Annotated in this window: 14 protein-coding genes; 9 read left to right on the top strand and 5 right to left on the bottom strand. The window is 62.8% G+C overall.

All coding sequences use genetic code 11. The features are described from left to right. Positions 1-68 precede the first annotated feature (68 nt). From glgB to F3J17_RS19580, 4 genes are all read right to left on the bottom strand, one after another. Positions 69-2,285 carry a 1,4-alpha-glucan branching protein GlgB gene (gene glgB, locus F3J17_RS19595; protein WP_167062248.1) on the bottom strand — a complete coding sequence of 739 codons (2,217 nt, stop codon included), beginning with the start codon at positions 2,283-2,285 and terminating at the stop codon, positions 69-71. Then, on the bottom strand, positions 2,278-5,712 hold the full coding sequence (gene treS / locus F3J17_RS19590) for a maltose alpha-D-glucosyltransferase (protein WP_167062245.1): 3,435 nt from the start codon (positions 5,710-5,712) through the stop codon (positions 2,278-2,280). The genes glgB and treS overlap by 8 nt, the downstream gene beginning before the upstream one ends. After that, the gene (locus F3J17_RS19585) at positions 5,709-9,224 is read right to left on the bottom strand and encodes a maltotransferase domain-containing protein (RefSeq protein ID WP_167062242.1); all 3,516 of its coding nucleotides are present in this window, start codon (positions 9,222-9,224) and stop codon (positions 5,709-5,711) included. Before F3J17_RS19585 ends, treS begins: the two co-directional genes overlap by 4 nt. 349 nt (positions 9,225-9,573) lie before the next feature. Continuing rightward, a complete protein-coding gene (locus F3J17_RS19580; protein WP_167062239.1) occupies positions 9,574-10,230 on the bottom strand; it encodes a DUF1345 domain-containing protein in 657 nt (218 codons plus the stop codon). Between the two features lie 297 nt (positions 10,231-10,527). On the opposite strand from F3J17_RS19580, the gene F3J17_RS19575 reads away from it, so the two are divergent. The 5 genes from F3J17_RS19575 to F3J17_RS19555 all read left to right on the top strand — a co-directional run bounded on the left by F3J17_RS19575 (position 10,528) and on the right by F3J17_RS19555 (position 15,612). Then, positions 10,528-11,142: a sugar dehydrogenase complex small subunit gene (locus tag F3J17_RS19575; RefSeq protein ID WP_167062236.1), complete on the top strand. Its 615-nt coding sequence runs from the start codon at positions 10,528-10,530 to the stop codon at positions 11,140-11,142. A gap of 41 nt (positions 11,143-11,183) precedes the next feature. Then, the gene (locus tag F3J17_RS19570; RefSeq protein ID WP_167062233.1) at positions 11,184-12,785 is read left to right on the top strand and encodes a GMC family oxidoreductase; all 1,602 of its coding nucleotides are present in this window, start codon (positions 11,184-11,186) and stop codon (positions 12,783-12,785) included. Continuing rightward, a complete protein-coding gene (locus F3J17_RS19565; RefSeq protein WP_240161061.1) occupies positions 12,782-14,188 on the top strand; it encodes a cytochrome c in 1,407 nt (468 codons plus the stop codon). Before F3J17_RS19570 ends, F3J17_RS19565 begins: the two co-directional genes overlap by 4 nt. 120 nt (positions 14,189-14,308) lie before the next feature. Continuing rightward, positions 14,309-15,043 carry a metallophosphoesterase gene (locus F3J17_RS19560; RefSeq protein ID WP_167062228.1) on the top strand — a complete coding sequence of 245 codons (735 nt, stop codon included), beginning with the start codon at positions 14,309-14,311 and terminating at the stop codon, positions 15,041-15,043. Between the two features lie 335 nt (positions 15,044-15,378). Then, positions 15,379-15,612: a hypothetical protein gene (locus tag F3J17_RS19555; RefSeq protein ID WP_167062225.1), complete on the top strand. Its 234-nt coding sequence runs from the start codon at positions 15,379-15,381 to the stop codon at positions 15,610-15,612. 21 nt (positions 15,613-15,633) lie between these two features. Here the strand turns inward: F3J17_RS19555 and F3J17_RS19550 are convergent, their stop codons facing one another. Continuing rightward, a complete protein-coding gene (locus F3J17_RS19550) occupies positions 15,634-16,485 on the bottom strand; it encodes a LysR substrate-binding domain-containing protein (RefSeq protein WP_167062222.1) in 852 nt (283 codons plus the stop codon). Positions 16,486-16,583: 98 nt separating this feature from the next. Between F3J17_RS19550 and F3J17_RS19545 the strand changes: the two genes are divergently transcribed. The 4 genes from F3J17_RS19545 to F3J17_RS19530 all read left to right on the top strand — a co-directional run bounded on the left by F3J17_RS19545 (position 16,584) and on the right by F3J17_RS19530 (position 21,209). Then, positions 16,584-16,967, top strand: a complete 384-nt coding sequence (locus F3J17_RS19545; RefSeq protein WP_167062219.1) for a tautomerase family protein — start codon at positions 16,584-16,586, stop codon at positions 16,965-16,967. Positions 16,968-17,343: 376 nt separating this feature from the next. Then, the gene (locus tag F3J17_RS19540) at positions 17,344-17,889 is read left to right on the top strand and encodes a hypothetical protein (protein WP_167062216.1); all 546 of its coding nucleotides are present in this window, start codon (positions 17,344-17,346) and stop codon (positions 17,887-17,889) included. Beyond that, positions 17,886-18,071, top strand: a complete 186-nt coding sequence (locus F3J17_RS19535) for a hypothetical protein (protein ID WP_167062213.1) — start codon at positions 17,886-17,888, stop codon at positions 18,069-18,071. Before F3J17_RS19540 ends, F3J17_RS19535 begins: the two co-directional genes overlap by 4 nt. 603 nt (positions 18,072-18,674) lie before the next feature. Beyond that, positions 18,675-21,209 (top strand): type VI secretion system Vgr family protein, encoded by a 2,535-nt coding sequence (locus tag F3J17_RS19530; RefSeq protein ID WP_167062210.1) that lies wholly within the window; start codon positions 18,675-18,677, stop codon positions 21,207-21,209.

The following is a 21,209-nucleotide window of genomic DNA, read 5'->3' as shown; positions in this document are numbered from 1 at the left end:
ATCGATGCTCCTTCTCGTGCTTCTTGTATTGCATCGGATTCCTGATCAGTACTGCGTCTACCCGAACCTCAACGTCGTAGCCGGAGCACCAGCGTACCGAGCGGCGGCAGCACGAGCGCCGCCGATTGCGGCTTGCCGTGGCTTTGCACCGGCTCGGTCGAAACGAGCCCCCCGTTGCCCAGATTCGAGCCGCCATAGACTTCGGCGTCGGTATTGAGCGCTTCTTCCCACTGGCCCGGCTGCGGCATGCCAATGCGATAACCGTGACGTGGCACCGGCGTGAAGTTGCAGATCACCACCACCTCGCGGCCCGTGCCGTCCACACGACGCCACGCGAGCACGCTGTTTTCGTTGTCGTCGGCCACCAGCCATTCGAAGCCGCCCGGTTCCGTATCAAGCGCGTACAGCGCGCTTTCCTCGGCATAGAGCCGGTTGAGGTCGCGCACGAGCGCCTGCACGCCGCGATGCGAGGGATCGTCCAGCAGGTTCCAGTGCGGTGTGCCGTCGTGATCGAACTCGGCCAGTTGTCCGAATTCGCCGCCCATGAACAGCAGCTTTTTGCCAGGATGCGCCCACATAAACCCGAAATACGCACGCAGGTTCGCGAACTTCTGCCAGCGGTCGCCCGGCATCTTGCCGAGCAGCGAGCCCTTGCCATGCACCACTTCATCATGCGAGAGCGGCAGCACGAAACGTTCGGAGTACGCATAGACCATCGCGAACGTCATCAGATGATGGTGATAGCGCCGATACATCGGGTCTTCGTGCATGAAATGCAGCGTGTCGTGCATCCAGCCCATGTTCCACTTGAACTGGAAACCGAGCCCGCCGTCCTCCGGGCGCGCGGTCACGCCCGGCCATGCCGTCGATTCCTCGGCGATGGTGATGACGCCGGGGCGTTGCGGCACGTACTGCGTTTCGTGATTCAGGCGCTTGAGAAAGGCAATCGATTCCAGGTTCTCGCGGCCGCCATAGATATTCGGCACCCATTCGCCTTGCGCGCGCGAATAGTCGCGATAGAGCATCGAGGCCACGGCGTCCACGCGCAGGCCATCGACGTGATAGCGCATCAGCCACGCCAGCCCTGAAGCGATCAGGAACGCGCTCACCTCCTTGCGGCCGAGGTTGTAGATCATCGTGTTCCAGTCGGGGTGATAACCTTCGCGCGGGTCCGCGTGCTCATAGAGCGCGGTTCCGTCGAACTCGATCAAGCCGTGCGCGTCATTCGGGAAGTGCGCGGGCACCCAGTCGAGAATCACGCCAAGACCGGCTTCGTGCGCGCGATCCACGAACGCAGCGAAATCGAGCGGTGAACCCAGGCGCGCTGTAGGCGCGAACTGCGAAAGTGGTTGATAACCCCAGGAACCGCCGAACGGATGCTCGGCCACCGGCAGCAATTCGATGTGCGTGAAGCCCATGCCCTGAGCGTAGGGGATCAGGCGCTCGGACAACGCGCGCCAGTCGGGCGCGGGCGCGTCCGCGCCCTGCGTGGGCAGCCAGGAGGGCGCATGCACTTCGTAGATCGACATGGGCGCGCGGGCGTTTTGCCGTTGCGCGCGCCCCTGGATCCACTCGTGGTCGTGCCACGCGAAATGATCGAGCGCTTCCACCGGCGCGACGATCGATGCCGTTGCGGGCGGCGCTTCGGCCTGGAATGCACACGGATCGGACTTGAGCGGCAGCACGTTGCCTTGCGCGCCAAGGATCTCGTACTTGTAGCGCGCTCCCGCCGCCACACGCGGGATGAACAGCTCCCACACGCCCGCCTCGTAGCGCAACCGCATCGGATGGCGACGGCCGTCCCACGCGTTGAAGTCGCCCACCATGGACACGCGCCTCGCATTCGGGGCCCATACGGCAAAGCGCACGCCCGGCACGCCGTCGCATACGACCGGGCGCGCGCCCAGGCATTCGAGCACCGCATAAGGATCGCCGTCGGCGAGACGGCGCAACGCGTCTTCGGAAAGCTGCGGACCGAATGAATACGGATCCTCGATTTCCTGCTTCACGCCATGCCAGTCGATCTCAAGCCGGTACGGCACGGCCTCGGCGAGCGGTCCCGCGTAGAGGCCCGCAGGATGCACCTGCGTGAGTTCCGCGAGCGTCGCGTCCCGGTCGCGCGCGCGCACGCTCACGCGCGAGGCGTTCGGCAACCATGCGCGCACGTAGGGTGCGCCGTCGACCCAGTGCAGCCCGAGCACGGAGAACGGATCGGCATGGCGCGCGTTGACCAGCGCGTCGATGTCGTGATGTTGCAGGCCGGCGTCCGGGGCGCGCTCAGGCATGTCCGCTTCCTCCCGTATGAGTGTGTGCATGGGCCTGATTCGGCGTAACGCCGAGCAGGCGGCTGGCCAGCGCAGCCATGCCGCGGATCGGCAAGGCGAGCCACGTAGGCCGGTTGGCGGCTTCGTAGCGGATCTCGTAGGCCGCCTTCTCGATCAGGAACAGGTCGAGCAGCGCCTGTTCATAGGTAGCGCCAACGAGCGATATCGGTGCCTGGGTGACGGCAGCGCGATACTGGCTCAGGAACGTTTCAGCCGCCTGACCACGGAAGCGCTCGAACAGCGCGCGCTTGCGTTCCGCGATCTGCTGCGGAGCGCTTTCAGTGGTCGATTGCGCGGCGGCACCCGCATATGACAGCGAGCGCAACAGACCGGCGACGTCGCGCAACGAGCATTGCTTGGCGCGACGATAATCGAGCGAGCGCGCCGGCTCGCCTTCGAAGTCGATCAGATAGGCGTCGCCTTGCGCGAGCAGCACCTGGCCCAGATGGAAGTCGCCATGAATGCGGATGCGCGCCGCCGCTGCATCGTCGGGCACGAGCGTGTCGATGGCCTTGACGAGCGCATCGCGGCGCTCGATCAGGCTGCGCGCCAGTTGACGCGCGTCGTCGTCGAGCGTGTGCACGTCGTCGCCCACATGCTGCGCGACGATGTCGAGTGCTTCGATCAGCATCTTCTTTGCGTCGGCCACCCACTGGCGCACGTCGTCGGACGTGGCGGCTTCGGGGGCGAAAGCGGGATCGTCGGTCGGCGAGGCGAGGGCGGCGTGCAACTCACCAAGCCGCTTGCCGATCGCGCCAATCACTGCTGCGTAATTCTGCATGACCTCTTCTTCGTGGGCTGGATCGGCGCTTTCGCCATCGTCGGCGGCAAGCGCCAGTTCGTCGATCGTGCGGCGCAGATAATCGAGCGCCCACGCCCACGCATCGCCCTGATTGTCGATATAGCCTTGCAGGATCGCGAGGGTATGCGGCACGCCCTCGGGGTCGACGCGCACCACTTCGCCATAGAGCGGCGCGGTGTTCGCATAGCCGAGCTTCGTCAGATAGCGGCTCATTTCCGCTTCGGGATGCACGCCCGCCATCAGGCGGCGCACCAGCTTCAGCACGAGCGCTTCCGCGATGATGAGCGAGCTATTGCTCTGCTCGGCGGCAAGCCAGCGTATTTCGGGTTCCTCACCAAGTTCGAGTTCGTCCAGACGATCGGTGGGCTCGAAGCGGATCGTGCTGCCCTGAACCGTCGGCACGGCGGCACGTTCGTGCAGCTTGCGCAGCACGCCATAGGCGAACCACGGCAGCGAGAAGGCATCCGTGAGATAGCCGATGGTGCGGCCGCGCCGCACGCGAGAAAGCGCGAGCTGGATATGCAGCGGCGTGGTGGTGTCGGCGCCCCAGGTGATGGCAATGGGCAGCACATAGCGCTCGCTGGTGCCGTCGGCGAGTTCCGCTTCGATTTCGGTGAAGGCGAATCCCGCGCCCTGGATGGTCGTGAGCGCGGCCAGCTTTACGCTGCGCAATGGCTTGTCCTTCGAGGCGAACCAGCGCCGCCGCGACAGCCAGGACGGCAACACTTCGGATTCGAGCAGCCGCACGTTTTCCGGCGTCGCGCCGGTCTGGCCTTCGCGTATCACCACGGTTACGAATTCGGGCAGTTGTTCCGAAATCGGCTGGCTCCACGACGGACGCTGGTTGCCGGGGCATAGCAGGAACCACAGGAAGCCGTAGGGCGGAAACGTCAATAGATAGGGTAACTGACCAATTGGCGGGAATACCGAATCGGCGGTCATTTCAACGGGCGAAGTGCCCGCGAATTCGGACAGGTCGAGTTCAACCGCCTGCGGCGCACGTGAGAGATTGGCGACGCAGAGAATCGACGGTTCGCCCGGCATCTCGCGTAGATACGCCAATACCTTGCGATTGGCGGGCCGCAAAAAGCGGATTGTGCCGCGCCCGAAGGCCTGTTTCGCACGCCGCGTAGCGAGCATGCGGCGCGTCCAGTTGAGCAGCGAATGCGGGTCGCGCGTCTGCGCTTCCACATTGATCGCGTCGTAGCCGTAAAGCGAGCCCATTAGCGGCGGCAGCACCAGTTGCTCGGGGTCGGCGCGCGAGAAGCCGCCGTTGCGGTCAGACGACCACTGCATCGGTGTGCGTACGCCATCGCGGTCGCCAAGGTGAATGTTGTCGCCCATGCCCAGCTCGTCGCCGTAATAGATCACGGGCGTGCCGGGCATGGAGAGCAGCAGCGAATTGATCAGCTCGATACGGCGACGGTCGCGCTCCATGAGCGGCGCGAGGCGGCGGCGAATACCCAGATTCAGGCGTGCGCGCCGGTCGCTGGCATAGGTGTTCCAGAGATAGTCGCGCTCGGAATCGGTGACCATTTCCAGCGTGAGTTCGTCGTGATTGCGCAGGAAAATCGCCCATTGGCAGGTTTCCGGAAGATCCGGCGTCTGCTTCATGATGTCGATGATCGGGAAGCGGTCTTCGCTCGCAATCGCCATATAAAGGCGCGGCATCAGCGGGAAGTTGAATGCCATATGACATTCGTCTTCGTTGCCGAAGTACTCCTTGACATCTTCCGGCCATTGATTGGCTTCGGCCAGCAGCATGCGGTTGGGATAATGCTCGTCGATGGTCGCGCGGATCTGCTTGAGAATCGCGTGCGTTTCAGGCAGGTTTTCGTTATTGGTGCCTTCGCGCTCGACCAGATAAGGCACGGCATCCAGACGCAAGCCGTCGATACCCATATCGAGCCAGAAGCGCATCACATGCAGCACTTCGCGCAGCACGGCGGGATTGTCGAAGTTCAGGTCGGGCTGGTGCGAATAAAAGCGATGCCAGTAATAAGCGCCCGCGACGGGATCGTGCGTCCAGTTCGACGGTTCGGAATCGATAAAAATAATGCGCGTGCCCTGATACTTCTGGTCCGTATCCGACCACACATAATAGTTGCGATGGTTCGAGCCGGGCTTCGCGCGCCGCGCGCGCTGGAACCACGGATGCTGGTCCGACGTGTGATTGATGACGAGTTCGGTAATCACGCGCATGCCGCGCGCGTGCGCTTCCTGAATGAAGCGGCGCACGTCGGCGAGCTGGCCGTAATCGGGATGCACGTTGCGGTAATCGGCGATGTCGTAGCCGTCGTCGCGGCGCGGCGACGGATAGAACGGCAGCAGCCAGATCGCCGTCACGCCCAACCCGGCGATGTAATCGAGCTTGGCGAGCAGACCCGCGAAATCGCCTACGCCGTCGTTATTGGCGTCGAAGAACGATTTCACATGCACCTGATAGATGATCGCGTCCTTGTACCAGAGCGGATCGTCAGTGAGCAGCGAAGGCTTGCCGCGCTTTTGCGTGTGCCTTTCGTGATCGTGCTGCTCGTCGTCGGGGTTTGCGGTGGGGTCGTGCGTAACCGAGGGATCGCGTTTCATGTCGCTCCTCCAGGCGGGAAATCATCGCCCAGTTCGGGGTGGCTTTCGAGTTGCGCGTCGAGTTGTGCTTCGTCGGGCTCGGGCGGTGTTTCGCGCGGCAAGCCGTCGATGGGCGCGATGCGCCAGATCGCAAACGGCTTCGTATGGGGATCGAGCCGCACATGCTGCCAGCGGCCCTGCCATTCAAAGCGCTCGCCCGTCATTTCGTCGACAACCGCGAGACGCGCATGATCGTCGATCTGCCATTGCTGGAAAGTGGCCCACGACAGTTCGATATCGGCGCCCTGTTCGTTGTAGGCATCGAGATTGATGGCCACGACAATCACGTTGTCGCGCGCGGGCGTGGCTTTTTCGAAGCACAGAATGGCATCGCTGTGCGCACTCAGGAACGTCACGCCCAGATGCGTCTGCAAGGCGGGATTGGCGCGGCGCACACGGTTGAGCGCGGCGATTTCGGCGATGATGTTGCCAGGCCGGTTCCAGTCCCACGCACGCAATTGATACTTTTCGGAGTCCAGATATTCTTCGCTATTGGGTAAGGGCCGCGCCTCACAGAGTTCGAAGCCGCTGTATACGCCCCAAAGCCCCGAAAGCAGCGAGGCGAGCGCCGCGCGTATCAGGTGAATCGAACGCGCGCCGTTCTGCAGATAGCGCGGATTGATATCGGGCGTGTTGACGAAGAAGTTGGGCCGATAAAAATCGCGCACCTCGCTCTGCGTGAGTTCGGTGAGATAGGCGATGAAATCGCGCTTGGACTCGCGCCACGTGAAATACGTGTACGACTGCGAGAAGCCGATCTTCGCGAGGCGATACATGAGGCGCGGGCGCGTGAAGGCTTCGGAAAGGAAGATCACGTCGGGATGGCGCGCGCGCACGTCGGCGATCATCCATTCCCAGAACGGCAGCGGCTTCGTATGCGGGTTATCGACGCGGAAGATGCGCACGCCGGTATCCACCCAGAACAGGATCACGTCGCGCAATGCGAGCCACAGATCGGGCCTGGCGTCGTGCGCGTAAAACTCGGGATTCACGATGTCCTGATACTTCTTGGGCGGGTTTTCCGCGTAGCGTAGCGTGCCGTCGGGCCGCCACGCGAACCAGCCTGGATGCGCCTTGAGCCACGGATGATCGGGCGAGCATTGAATCGCAAAATCGAGCGCGATTTCAAGGCCGTGGTCGTGCGCCGCCTTGAGCATGCGGCAGAAGTCTTCCAGCGTGCCCAGCTCGGGATGCACAGCAGTGTGACCGCCTTCGGCGGCACCAATTGCATACGGGCTGCCCACGTCACCGGGTTGGGCCGTGAGCGAGTTGTTGCGGCCCTTGCGGTTGGCCAGGCCGATCGGATGAATCGGCGGGAAATACAGCACGTCGAAGCCCATGTCGCGCACGCGCGGCATCTTTGCGATCACGTCGTCCCACGTGCCGTGGCGCGCTTCGTCGTCGCTCATCGAGCGCGGGAAGATCTCGTACCAGCTGGCGAAACGCGCGGCGGGACGCTCGGCGTCCACGCGCTGCACGGTGGTGTCGCGCGAGAGGAAGGGGCGATGATGCGCGGCGCGCACGGCGGCGGCCGTCGTGCTGGCGGAGAGCAGCGCGCAGCGCGCATCGGTATCCGCGCCGATGAAGCGTTTGACGATATCGTCGAGCGCGGCGCGCGTGCGCGCGTGTTCCTCACCGGGCACGTCCGAGGTTTCGGCGGTGGCAAGCACGAGCGCAAGCAGACGGCTCGCTTCTTCGAGTTCGAGATTGACGGGCTGATTCGCCGCGCGCTTCTTCTGCAGATGATCGACGAGCGAGGCGAAGTCGTCGCGCCAGGCGATCACCACGAATTCGTAGCGGCCCACGCGATCGAGCGGGAAATGGCCGCTCCACATATCGGTGCCGGCGGGCGGCACGGGCGACATCGGTGCTTCGTGCCACGCGGTTTCATCGGCTGCGCGCCAGAGAATCGCACCGTCGATGCGGTCGTGGCCCTCGGCGAAGATGGCGGCGCGCACTTCGCAGCGCTCGCCAACGATCCGCTTGGCCACGAAGCGGCCGTGATCGACCGACGGCGTCACGCTTTCAATCGCGATGCGCGGCGCGGCGATCGCTTCCAGCACGCTCTTGTGGCCGCTGGCGGGCGATTTCGCGAGATCTGCGGGCGGTGCGAGCGCGACCAGCGGCGTGGCGAGCGCGCGGAACATCCAGCACGCTCCGGCTGGCAGCGTGAAGCTGTCGGGCACCGCACTGGCGTCGCGCTGCTCGGGCAGGCGCGCGCCGCGCAAGGTTTGGGCGTCGAGCGGCGTGAAGCGCGTGAAATTGCCGGGCACGCCGTCGAGCAGATGCGCCATGTTCACGCGCACGGGCGCAGCCAGCGCGGGATTGACAATCGTCAGCAGCGCTTCTTCGGCCACGCGCAGATCGTCGCGGTCGCCGCGCAGCACCGCGGCAACCGGCGCGCCCGCGCCATTGAGCGCGCGCAGCTCGCCGTTGGTCTGCAGGATGAAGGTCTCGCGCTGCAAGGCGTTGGCGTGTGCGATGTCGGCGGAGAAGTCGAACGGCGCTTGCGCCTTCGCGTGCTCCCATGAACGCGCGTCGGCTGGCGCATCGCGGCCGCCGTGGCTCACCGCGTCATGCAGACCGTATTCGAAACCCATCGGCACCAGCCAGCCGGTGCCGAGCGCCGCCGCCGTGCGCAGCATGCGCCGGTAGGCGCGCTCGATGGCGCGCGCATCCGTGGCGCCTTCCAGATCGTGAGCGAGACGCGTGCCGTAGGGTGCTTCGGGGAACGTGACCGGCGAGCCCACGCGCCGCACGACCGCGTGCTCTTCAATCATCCAGCGCTCGGAAAAGTCCCACCACCGCAGCGAGGTGAAGGCGGCGTCGAAGCCCGCATCCTCCAGTTGGGCGATCTCGTCGCGCGTGAGGCCCGGCGTGGCGGCGAGCCAGCGCGTTTGGGCGTGGCTTGCGCGCACGCCGTCGAAGATGGCGCGCAGCGCGTGAGCAGGCACGCGATGTGGGGAGTCGATGCGAAAGCCGCCAAGACCCGCATCGGCCAGCCGCGATGCCAGTTGCGTCCACCAGAGCGCGAGCGCCGCTCCCGCGCGATCGAAATCCGCGTAGGCGACATTGGCGTCCAGATGGCCGTGGCGCGGGTCGAGGCGCGCATCCTCGGGCTCGAACGGATGAAACCATTCGGGGTGCTCGGCGTAGAGCGCGCCGTCCGCCGCCGTGCGGTCGAGCGTCAGGTCCGCGAGCAGGGTGATGCCGCGTGCGCGCGCGGCGGTAACGAGCAGGCGCAACGCGTCGTCCACGCGTTCCTGCGAGCCGAAAGCGGGATGCAAACGGGTGTGATCGGCAATGATACGGTCGTCGCCTGACGCGCCGGGCGCAAACAGGCCGCCGATCAGGACATGGTCGAAGCCGAGCGACGCTGCGTGCGCAAATTGCGCAGGCCACGCGTCGAGCGGCCCAGCGAGGACGGAATGGACGAAGTAGATCCGCGGCGCATAGGCGTGGGGAAGTTCCATCGGTCGGATTCCAGGTACGTCGGGCGGCGTGGATGCAAGGCCGATGTGTCACCGGATGCGATCACGTTGCCCGTGGGCTGCCGGAGCGGGCCGCGCGGGGCTCGCGGCGCGTCCTGTTCAGAGTAGTGCAAGAGCAGGCCGGAACCAAACCGCGAGCGACGCTTGGCGTCTTGGCGAGGATTTCAGCAAGGCATGTGCCCAGGGCGGGCGCGGCAGGTGGGCAGGGGCGTTGTGGTGCCGCCATAGTGCCGCCATGATGCCGCCGCGGGCGGCGTGGCGGCCTGGCGCCGTCATGGGCGTTGCGCGTGATTTGCAAAGGCGCCGTGCAAAAACAGCGCGCCGCGATGTATCAGTTGCCGACCATGCTCGCGGCGATATTCACGCACAGCCCGAGCACCGAGACATTGAAGTAGAACGACAGAATGGACTGCGCCAGCACGCTGCGGCGCGCGCTGCGCCCGCGCATGCCCACATCGGCGGTCTGCGAGGCGCAGGCGATCGTGAACGAGAAGTACAGGAAGTCCCAGTAGTTGGGCGTGAGGTGTTTGTCCGGGAAGGCCAGCGCGGGCGACTGCGGATCGGAGCCGTAATAGACGCGCGCGTAGTGCAGCGTGAAGATGGTCGGAATCAGGAACCACGCGCCGATCAGCGTCAGGCCCGTGAGCAGGGAGTGCAGCACCTTGGACGCCATACCCAGATCCTTGGTGGTGCCCAGTTCCAGCACGATGGCGACGATGCTCGCCACCGTCGCCGCACAGACGATGAAGAGCACCGTGCTCGCGCTCTGGTCCTCGCGCTGGGCGTTGGCGCGCACGCTTTCCTCGTCGGTGCGCACCATATGAATCCAGATGAGCACCAGGTAGGTCCAGATCGCGGCGTCCCAGCCGAGCAGCACGCGCGCCACGGGCCGCAGCGCGGCAGGCGAAAGCAGGCCGAGCGCGACGCCCACCGCGAGGCCGACGGTCATATGCGGACGGTTGCGCAGGACTTGCGGAAGAAGTGTCATCGCTACGCTCGCTCTTGTTGGAAGCGCGTCGGGCTGCTTTTGTACGGCTATTGCACAGCGATCGACACGCGAATTGTTGCAACGATTTTAATCAAACCGCCGATGCGGCGTTATTTTACGGATCGCGCCTTACGGTTTGTCGAAGGCCGCGCGGCAGGGCTATATTTCCAGCAGAAGGTGGCATCCGTACCTTTCATCGGGAAAGCGATTTGTCATACGCAAACTGTGATGAAAAACGATTGCAAACCTTGATGGCAAATCCGATGCCTGGTGCGGGCGGCTTCGTTTGGAGTGCGCATGAATGGCGAGATGCAGGACAGGAGAGCGGATTCTCCGCACGATCGTGCCGCTGCCAGCGTGACTTTTGGCCGTCGCCGTTTCATGACGCGCGGATGCGCATGCGCTGCGACGCTGGCCTTCGCGCTGGCGGGAAGGCGCTTCGCTCCGTATGGCTTGGGCATCGCTCAGGCGTGGGGCGCGGCGGCGCCCGATAACGGCTATCGCGCGTTTATGGCGCTCTCGCAACGTCTCACGGGGCGCACGCGTTTCGATGCGGTGCTCGGCCAGCGCATCTATAGCGCGCTGGTGATGGCGAACAGTCAGTTCGAGCACAACGTCCGGGCGCTCAACAGGTGGTTGCAGGGGCACGGCGGCGTGCCGTCGGATGTCGTGACGGCCGCGCTCAAGCCCGAGTTGCCCGAACTCGCCGCCACGGTAAGCGACGTCGTGCGTGCCTGGTATCTCGGTCTGATTGGCGAGGCGCCAAACGTGCGCGTGCTGGCCTACGAAAAAGCGTTAATGTTCGACGCGGTCGACGACGTGCTGACGATTCCTTCGTATTGCCGCGACCTGCCGTTTTACTGGACGCTCAAACCACCGGACTTCGCCGTGCCGACGGCATCGCTGGATTAATTGAATCTGCCGCGCAATAAAAGAGAAGAAGAGAGGTGGCGATGGCGAAAGAGCACTCTGCCGATGTGGTGGTGGTCGGCTCGGGCGTGGCGGGGAGCCTGGTCGCGCATCGGCTGGCTCAGGCTGGCGCTGCGGTGATCCTGCTCGAAGCGGGGCCGCGTCTTGCACGCTGGCAGATCGTCGAGAATTTCCGCAATGCGCCCGACAAAGCCGATTTTGCCGCGCCATACCCAAGCGCGCCGTGGGCGCCGCATCCGCAGTATTCGACGCCCAATGGCTATCTGGTGCAGAAGGGCGATTATCCGTATCACGCGCAATATCTGCGGCTCGTCGGCGGCACGACATGGCATTGGGCGGCGTCGGCCTGGCGGCTGTTGCCCGCAGACTTCCGCTTGAAGACCCAGTATGGCGTGGGCCGCGACTGGCCTTATGCCTATGAAACGCTGGAGCCGTGGTATTGCGCCGCCGAAGCCGAACTGGGCGTCTCTGGCCCGGACGCCGCGCACGATTCCGGTTCGCCGCGCTCGCGGCCTTATCCGATGACCATGCTGCCGCTCTCGTATATGGATCAGCGCTTCGCCGAGGTGCTCAACGCCAACGGCTTTCGCGTGGTGCCCGAACCGGTTGCACGCAACAGTCGTCCCTATGACGCGCGCCCGATTTGTTGCGGCAACAACAATTGCATGCCGATCTGTCCTATCGGGGCGATGTACAACGGCATCGTCCACGCCGACAAAGCCGTGCAGGCGGGCGCGATGCTCGTGCCCGAAGCCGTGGTGTATCGCATCGAAGCCGATAGCAAAGGCCGCATTCTCGCGGTGCACTATAAAGACCCGCGCGGCAACAGCACGCGCGTGAGCGGGAGGCTCTTCGTGCTGGCCGCCAACGGCATCGAAACGCCCAAGCTGATGCTGCTTTCCACGAGCGCCGCGTTTCCTCATGGCATCGGCAACCGGTCGGATCAGGTGGGCCGCAACCTGATGGATCATCCGGGCACCAGCGTCACTTTTCTTGCCAACGAAGCGCTGTGGCCGGGACGCGGGCCAATGGAAATGACTTCTGTGGTGAATCTGCGCGATGGCGCGTTCCGCTCGGATTACGCCGCGAAAAAGCTGCATGTGTCGAACGCCGTGACCACGCCCGCCGTGACCGCCGCGCTCATCGGTCACGGCCTCACGGGCGCGGAACTCGACCGCGCGATTCACGACCGCGCGGCGCGCACGCTTACCATCAAAAGCTTCCATGAGCACTTGCCCGAGCCGCAAAACCGCGTATTGCCGTCCACTGAACATAAGGACGCGCTAGGGATCGCGCAGCCCGAAATCCATTACTCGATCAACGATTACGTGAAGAAAAGCGCCGTGAATACGCGCGAGATCTATGCGCAGATCGCGCAGTTGTTCGGCGGTATCGAAGTCGCATTTGACGATAATTTTGCGCCCAACCATCACATCATGGGCACAACGATCATGGGCGCGAATCCCGCCGATTCGGTGGTCGATGCCGACTGCCGCGCGCATGATCACGCGAACCTGTTTATTGCGGGCAGTGCGGTGATGCCGGCTGCGGCGTCGGTGAACTGTACGCTGACCGTGGCCGCGCTCGCGCTCAAGCTCGCAGACAAACTGCGGCACGCGCTATGAGGCGAGTCTCGCGCTATATGGCGGCGTTTGCGGTGCTGTTCTGCGGGTTTTCGCTCTATGCTGCGTGGCAGGCGGCGCAGGAATCGGCTGCGCGTTCCTTCGACGACATGCCGATATCGCTGGCGCGTGGCGAAGGCCCGTCTTCGGCGGCGAATGCCGATACCCAGGACAGGCATGCCGACATCGTGAAGCGCGGAGCCTATCTCACGCGCATAGGCGATTGCGCCGGTTGCCACACCGTCGATCCGGCGCGTCCCTTCGCTGGCGGAAAGCCGGTCGATTTGCCGTTCGGCCGGCTTTATACGCCCAACCTCACGCCCGATACCGCAACCGGTATCGGCGCATGGAGCGAGGCCGATTTCCTGCGGGCGATGCACGAAGGCGTAGGCCGTGATGGCGAGCGACTCTATCCCGCGTTCCCCTACGTCGAATTTACGCGCCTCTCCGATGAGGACGTGCTGGCGATTCGCGCGTATCTGCGCACGCTCGCGCCGATCCGCTACACGCCGCCCGCCAATGCGCTGCCTTTCCCGTTCAACCTGCGCGGGCTGATCGCGCTGTGGAATCTGCTGAATTTCGAACCCGCCCGCTTCGTGCCCGATCCGCGCCAAGGTGCGCAGTACAACCGTGGCGCTTATCTCGTCGAAGGTCTGGCGCATTGCGAGGAATGCCACACGCCCCGCGACCTCACGTATGGGCTGAGCAAAACCCGGCGCTTGTCGGGCGGCGCCCAGGCGGGCTGGCAGGCGTACAACATCACGCCCGACCGGGTCAGCGGGATCGGCGGCTGGAGCGACGACGCGCTCATGGACTATCTGACGACCGGCGTGGCGGCGAGTCACGCGAGCGCGGCCGGGCCGATGGCCGGGATCGTGCAGAACGCGACGCAGTATCTGACGCCGGAAGACCTGCGCGCGATCAGCGTGTTTTTGCGTGCACAACCAGGCGTGCGGAATCGGGAGGATGTGAAGGGAATGCGCTCGCGCGATACGTTTGGCGAACCCGCCATCGACGATGTGACCACGCTGCGCGGCAATGCCGTGAGCAACGTTAGCGGCGCGCAACTGTTCGTCGCGAACTGCGCGAGTTGTCACCGCTGGACCGGCGCGGGCGTGGGGGGCCGTGCTGCGGCTGGTGCGGCGGCCGGCGCGGCGGGCGCATATCCGCCGTTGATCCACAACAGCACCGTGGGCGCATCGAGTGCGGACAACCTCGCGATGGTGATCCTGCATGGCGTGAGACGGCAGACGAAGAGCGCCGATGTGCTGATGCCACCGTTTGCGGACGAACTGGACGATGCGCAGATCGCGGCGCTGGCGAATTACGTGACGAAACGCTTCGGCAATCCCGCCACGACAATCGCCGCTAGCCGGGTCGCGGCCTTGCGCGCGCAGGCGCAATAAATACGTCATGCGCAGCTTTTACCGGTTTCGTTTAAGCCGTATGAAATGCCGCCAGAAAACCTTAGACAAAAAGCGGTTCGGCACGCATACGCAGCGCGCACAGAGGGCTATCATGAAGCGATGACGCCCACTCTTGTTCCGGAAGTTGTGCATCACGCGGCCAACGCGGCCGGTCGCGATTTCGTGATCGGCGACCTGCATGGCTGCGTGGATCCCTTGCGCTATCTGCTTCATAAAGTGGCCTTCGATGCCGCGCATGACCGGCTGTTTTCGGTGGGCGATCTGGTCGATCGCGGCAACCAGTGCGAAGAGGCGCTGGCGCTGCTCGACAAGCCGTGGTTCTATGCGGTGCTGGGCAATCACGAGGACTCGCTGTGCGCCGTCGTCGAAGGGCGGTTGCCGCGGCATCGCTGGTTCAGCATCGGCGGGGCGTGGTCGCAGTCGATGCCGGAGCGCACGCTCGCGGCGCACGCCAAACGGCTGCGCGAACTGCCGCTGGTGCGCACCGTCGGCGAGGGCGCTGGACGCTTTAACGTGCTGCACGCGGAATTCTTCGGCGACGATGCCGAGCTCGATGCGGGCCAGTTCGACGCCGCCGTGCGCGAGCGCATGCTGTGGGGCCGCGAACTCGCGCTCAACGCGGGCGCGCCGGCGCGCCACGCACTTTCGCTGACTTATTGCGGGCATACGCCGGTGCGCGAGCTGCGCCAGATCGGCTCGCAAATGTTCATCGACACCGGCGCGTTTATCGCCGAAGGCCGCCTCACGATGGTCGAGGCGATGACGCCGCGGCACTGGTCGATCTCCGTGCAGGCCGCGCGCGCCATGGGCGCGGCGGAGCTGCCGCTGCCTTGAAGCCTGGTTTGATGACGATGCCGCGAGGCGCGATAGCCGTTGATTCGGGTTGGGTATAATCGCCGCCCGGTTAATACGAACCGACAACGGCTCATCGACGGAGGCGCGGCGTGCGTGCAGTAGTGGTGATGGTCGCGGCAGGGTGCTTCGCGACGGCGACGGCGTGGGCAGCCGCGCCAGTGGCGGCGCATGCCGCGAAGGCGCAGCATGCGGGGCATAAACCGGCACATAAATCTGTGCATCAGTTGGCTCATCAGTCGGCGCACAAAAATGGCCCGGCTGCGAAAACGACGCTGCATCAGCCGCATAAGAATGGCGGGAACCACGCTATTGCGGTGGCGAAGTCATCTCATTCGGCGAAAGCGTCGACCGGCCATTCGAGCGCGCAACCGCACACACCGCACTCCACGCGTCAGACCAGCGCGCACGCGCCCGCCAAACCGGCCGCGGTTCGTCCGGCCCAGCGCCACAAGCTGATGGTCGACGCGCCTGCGGCTCCATCCACGCCCGCCGTATCGGCCAAACGCACGACTCCCCAGCCGCAGGAACTTCCGCCGATCCTGAGTTGATCCGCGGTTGATCCTCCGCGCTTAAGCGCTGCCCAGACTCGACGCAAGCAATTGCAAGGTCGCCGCCGAGCGCGGTTCGCGCACGCGTGACAGCAAATTCACCCGCGACACCGGCAAAGGCGGCAAGCCGAGCTTGGCGCCGACATCGACCAGCGAGCGTGGCGCCACCCGACGCGCCAGCGCCGACACCGCCAGACCGGCCTCCAGCGCCGCACCGACGGCCGCCACGCCGCCACCCACGAACACCTCGTTCCACGCCGTTCCGCACGCATCGAGCGCACCGATGGCCGCCGCACGCACCGCGCACGGCGCGGCAAGCAGCGCAAGCGGCAGCGGCGTGCCGGGCGACCATTGCAGATCGGGGGAGGCGAGCCAGACCAGCGGCTCGTCGAACAGCGGGCGGGCGTCGCTGCGCGGTGCTTCATCGGCTTCCTGGCGCACGATCACGGCGTCCAGACGCCGCTCGTCGAACTGCGCAAGCAACTGCCCCGACAAACCCAGATGCAAAGCGATCACGAGACCCGGATCGTGCGCGCGCAGCAACGCAAGCTGACGCGCGAGCTGGGCGTCGGCCACGTGCTCGCTCAGCCCCAGCGAAAGCCTGCGGGTGTCTCCCGTGAGCGCGCCGAGTGCGCGCTCGTGCGCACCCAGCAGATCGCGTGCGGCGGCGAGGAAGGTCAGCCCGTCTGCCGAGAGGCGCACGACGCGTGGCGTGCGTTCGAGCAACTGACGCCCAAGATGGCTTTCCAGCCGCTTGAGCTTGAGGCTCACCGCCGATTGGGTGGTGCCCAGCGCATCGGCGGCGCGCGTGAAGCTGTGCAGTTCCGCGACCAGAACGAAGGCGCGCACAGCGTCGAGATCGAGCGGTTTCATTTCCATCGTAAATGAATGAAATATTCAGTGATATCTGTTTGTTATGATAGACGCGGACTAAGCTTCTGTCATGTTCGTTCAACCCGATGGAGCCTGACATGCCTCTCACCCGAATCGCCGTACGCGCCGGCAAGCCCGCCACTTATCGCAAAGCGCTCATGCAGGGCGTGCATCGCGCGCTCATGGAAGTGTTCAAAGTGCCCGAAGACGACCAGTTCATGATCGTCACCGAGCACGACGCCGATAATTTTCTGTTTGGCCGACATTATCTGGGGATCGAACGTAGCGACGACCTCGTCATCATCCAGATTGCGGCGAACAATACGCGCGGGCAGGAGCAGAAGAAAGCGTTGTTCGCAAAGATCGCGGAAAACCTGGCGCAGGACCCCGGCGTGAGGCAAGAGGATGTCTTCGTAAATCTCGTCGATGTCGCGAGGGAGAACTGGTCGTTTGGCAATGGGGTGGCGCAGTACGCGACGTAAGGGAGCGTGTGGTCATACGAGGCCGGCGGATTTTGCTGATTTCACGTTTACGTTATTTGCTGCCCACGGCTGAATTGCAGGGCCGTCGACTGGGGAGGACCTGAGTGAGATCCACTTTGGCGCTCCGTGCCCAACGATCTAGTGCCGCAAAGCGGGCTTACTCTACATAGAACGGAATTAGCGGGAAAGATCGACCGGCAGGAGGCCGCTATGTTTCAATGAGCACTGGTGTTCGTACTCCACGCTGAACTATGGCTGCCTCAAATACGGGTGTCTGTGCTGCGTTCCATGTCAGGAGGGCAGCGGATCACACGGTGTTGTTCAACGCATCGGCAGATGTCACGCCGCACATCGGAACAAGCCCAGTTGAAACCGAATGGATCGGCGGGTGGAAGGATGCTTAAGCGTTCAGCAAGGGAAGCAAAGCACGCCGGCAGACCTGTCGTTCGGATTAGATGAGAACAGCGACGAGATCATGCACAAGGCGGCAGTCCCGATCAAGAAATCGGGGGTTTCCACTGCGTTGATGTACGACGCGAGCCGTTTCGCGACCGGCATTGAACCGATCTTTCAATTCAAGGACGAGCGGCATGGCGTGCTCTTTCCGCAGGCAACCGACGTCGAATTCATGTCGGACTCCGAACAAGGCGCGCGCGTGCGCAATATCGAGGTGACCTTGAAGGTTCCCGCGTCACCGCGCGATATCAACGATCAGGCGGCGTTGAATGCTTACGACGATACGATCTATCGTTATGTAATGGATGTCATCGCGCGCATCAACCGGGCAGGGTGGAAACGTTTCATCGCGGCAGATACGTCGCGACTTGTCGGACTGGATACGTATGCTTTCGACGCCCCCGTGAGCGGCCAGAGATATTCACCGCCGCCGGGTATCAACATGCCGACCCGACCTACCCGTTGACACTCCAGCAATGGAAGCACCTGAAGGCAGGAGGCCCTGTCATCTGGAGCTGGCACGTCGACAATATGTTTATCGATCTGCAATATACAAAGGACTTCCGCACGGCAGACGCGCCACTCGTGGTTGGCGATCAACTGAATGCAACGATCAAGACCGACTTGCTGGTGCGTGGTCCGACTTGATCCTGGGTTTTCAACAATCTAGCCGGTGATGTTGACCGATTGACCTGCTCACTGACGCATCATTCTCGACGCCGCGAGAAGGTAAGACGGAAAGCTTGGACCTTTCCGCGATTGGTTATAGTCTCAATTCTTACCTTATTTCGCATATTCAACTGTCAAAGATTCGATTCGCATTGCGTTCAGAAGTTTGGAAGTATACCTATTAGTCTACGACTGTCGCGTGGTGTCCAGCGCAGGACAGTTTTTCGAAAGAGGGGATGGCTTTATATGCAATCAATAAACGTATCAATTAAAAAGAAAATTCCAGTATCAGCTTAGATTTTTATTGCTATGGCATTTGTCGTTGGGCCAGTCTTGGACGCCAAGTATAGGGGCTGGCAAAATAACAGGGTGCCTGATTCATAACTTACACGAAATGAATAGATGGCAATGCAAAGCTATGCCGAATTACACGGCCGTCACCTGAGCGCTCAAATACGATATGACGCTTCCGGAAACATCGCTGCATTCAATTTGCGGTAAAGTATTAGTGTCGAGATCACGTCAGCATCGCAGGCAGCGTGGGAGAGCACGCGAGGCATTTACCCAAAAAGATGGAATCGCATGAACATGACCGAACTTACCCAAGCCATCCTGGGTGGTCTGATCCAGCAGGACCGGCTGCTGAAGACCGACATCCCATCGTTGCCCAAGGATTCGCTTGTGCCGCACCGCGCGGTTAGCTGCAGCGAGCTGGGTCGTGATTTCAGTGTCGCGGTCGATATGCTGTCGGTGGCGGGCGATATCGAACTCAAGAAACTCATCGCGCAACCGATGACACTCTGGTTGCAGCAGGCAGACAAATCCTACAGACCTGTTAATGGCTATATCCACACTGTGCGAAGACTCGGTGCGGACGGTGGCGCAACCAGTTATCAGCTCACGTTCGCATCGTGGATGCATTTCCTGAAGTTCCGCCGCGATATGCGGAGCTGGCAGAACACGTCTGTCGACCAGATTATTACTGACGTATTCAACGAGCATCCGCAGGCGAAGGGATATTTCCAGTTTGCGCTATCGCAGCCTCTGCCGCAGCGATCTTACTGTCGGCAGAGTGAAACAGACTGGAATTTTATGCATCGCCTGATGGAGGACGAAGGCCTCTTCTGTTTCTGGCGGCACAGCACGGACGGTAAAACGCACACGCTCGTCATCACTGACGATGTCTACAACCTCGATGTGATGTCGCCGGAAACTGTCGACTTCTATCGTTCTGGCGTTACTAGCGCGGCCAATGCATTCACGCAATGGGGCGCGTCGCGTACGCTGCAAAGCTCGGTTCACACGACCCGCACGTTCGACTATAAGGCACCTTCAGCGCCTTCGAATCCCAAAGGCACGACGTTGCCGACTCGGGCGAACCAGGGCAAGCTGCCGGAACAAACCGAGGTGTACGAGTACACCGGACCATATACGTACGCCACGCAGGACCGCGGCGAGCACCTGTCGAAAATCCGGCTGGAAGAATGGGAGTCGCGAGCGAAGCGATATCACGGCGCAGGTGGCGTACTTGCCATCGATGCCGGACTTCGCTTCGTTCTGGGCAACCATCCTGAGCATGAGCGCGATCCGGCGAGCCAGCGCGAATTCGTCGCGATCAAGGTGCGGCGCTACATCGAAAACAATCTGCCATTGTCGTCGGGCGAATCGAACTTTCCTAACAGCCTGAAGAAGCAACTGACAGAGGCGAGGGCGGAAGTCACCGGCAACGAGCCGTTGACGGTCAGTCACGCAGACGGCAGCAAAGGCTCTTATCTGGTCGAGGTGGAGGCGCAACGTGTGAACGTACCGTATCGAAGCCCCTTCGAGCACCGCAAGCCCGAGATGCAACTTGAAACTGCGATAGTCGTGGGGCCCAAAGGAGAGGAGGTTTATACCGATGACCTGAACCGCGTCAAGGTACAGTTCGTCTGGGACCGGCTGAACCCTGGCAATGAGCGGGCCTCGTGCTGGATACGGGTCGCACAGTCTGATACAGGTGGTGGATACGGCGGTGTCCATATTCCGCGCGTCGGTGAGGAGGTCATCGTTGGCTATGTCGGCGGAGATTGTGACCGGCCACTGGTTTTGCACCGGATTTACAACGGTGTCCTCAAACCACAGTGGAACAGCAACGGAATACTCTCGGGCTATCGCTCAAAAGAGTACTCGGGCTCCGGCTATAACGAGATGGTGCTCGACGACGCAACCGGGCAGACGAGGGCGCGTCTTTTCAGTAGCAGCGCGAACAGTCTGCTCCATCTCGGTTATCTTGTTGACCAGAATGGCAATACTCGCGGTTCGTATATGGGTAGCGGCTTCGACCTGCGAACCGATTCATATGGCGCCATACGAGCGAACAAGGGCCTCTATGTCACGACGCACACAACGTCAACAGGTAGCCAGCCGTTCGATGCATCCGACACGCAGCAGCAGCTAGCCCGATCGGAAAACGTGGTCAAAGGTCTCTCGGACGCGAGCAGGCAGCGCAACGCAGAAAGCCTGCAACTGAGCCACGATTCGCTGACGCAGTACAGCAGCGCGACGAAGCATACTGTGTCTGCCCACTCCAGCGGAGGTCGGACGGCAGGTGGTGGCACGGGTAGTGCGACGGCTTTCAGCGAGCCGCAGATGCTGTTCGGCAGTCCATCTGGAATCGGCCTGTCGACAGAGAAGTCCGCGCGTATCAGCGCCGACCAGAATCTGAATTTCGTGAGTGGCGAGAGTATTTATTTTGCTGCGGCCAAATCGCTCGTCGCAAGTGTGGCTGAGAAGATCAGTTTTTTCGTCCAGAGCGCGGGAATGAAACTGTTCGCGGGCAATGGCAAGGTGGAAATCCAGGCACAGAACGACGGCTTGGATCTGTTTTCGGCAAAGCAGTTGCGCATATCGAGTGCAGGTCAGGATGTACTGGTCGCCGCAAAACAGAAAGTCGTGGTGACGAGCGGCGGCGCAAGCATCACCATTGAAAATGGCAACGTTGAAATCCGTTGTCCTGGGAAATTTACCGTCAAGGCCGCGTCGCACTCTTTCGAGGGGCCGGAAGGCGGCGATACCATGCTGCCGACGCTTCCTCAGGGCGGCCTGAAGATGAAAAATACCTACAACCTGTCGCACTGA

Source organism: Burkholderia sp. Ax-1719 (assembly GCF_011753055.1).
Taxonomy (GTDB): domain Bacteria; phylum Pseudomonadota; class Gammaproteobacteria; order Burkholderiales; family Burkholderiaceae; genus Paraburkholderia.
The sequence above is the reverse complement of the archived record's forward strand: the minus strand, read 5'-3'. Positions and strand labels throughout refer to the sequence as shown.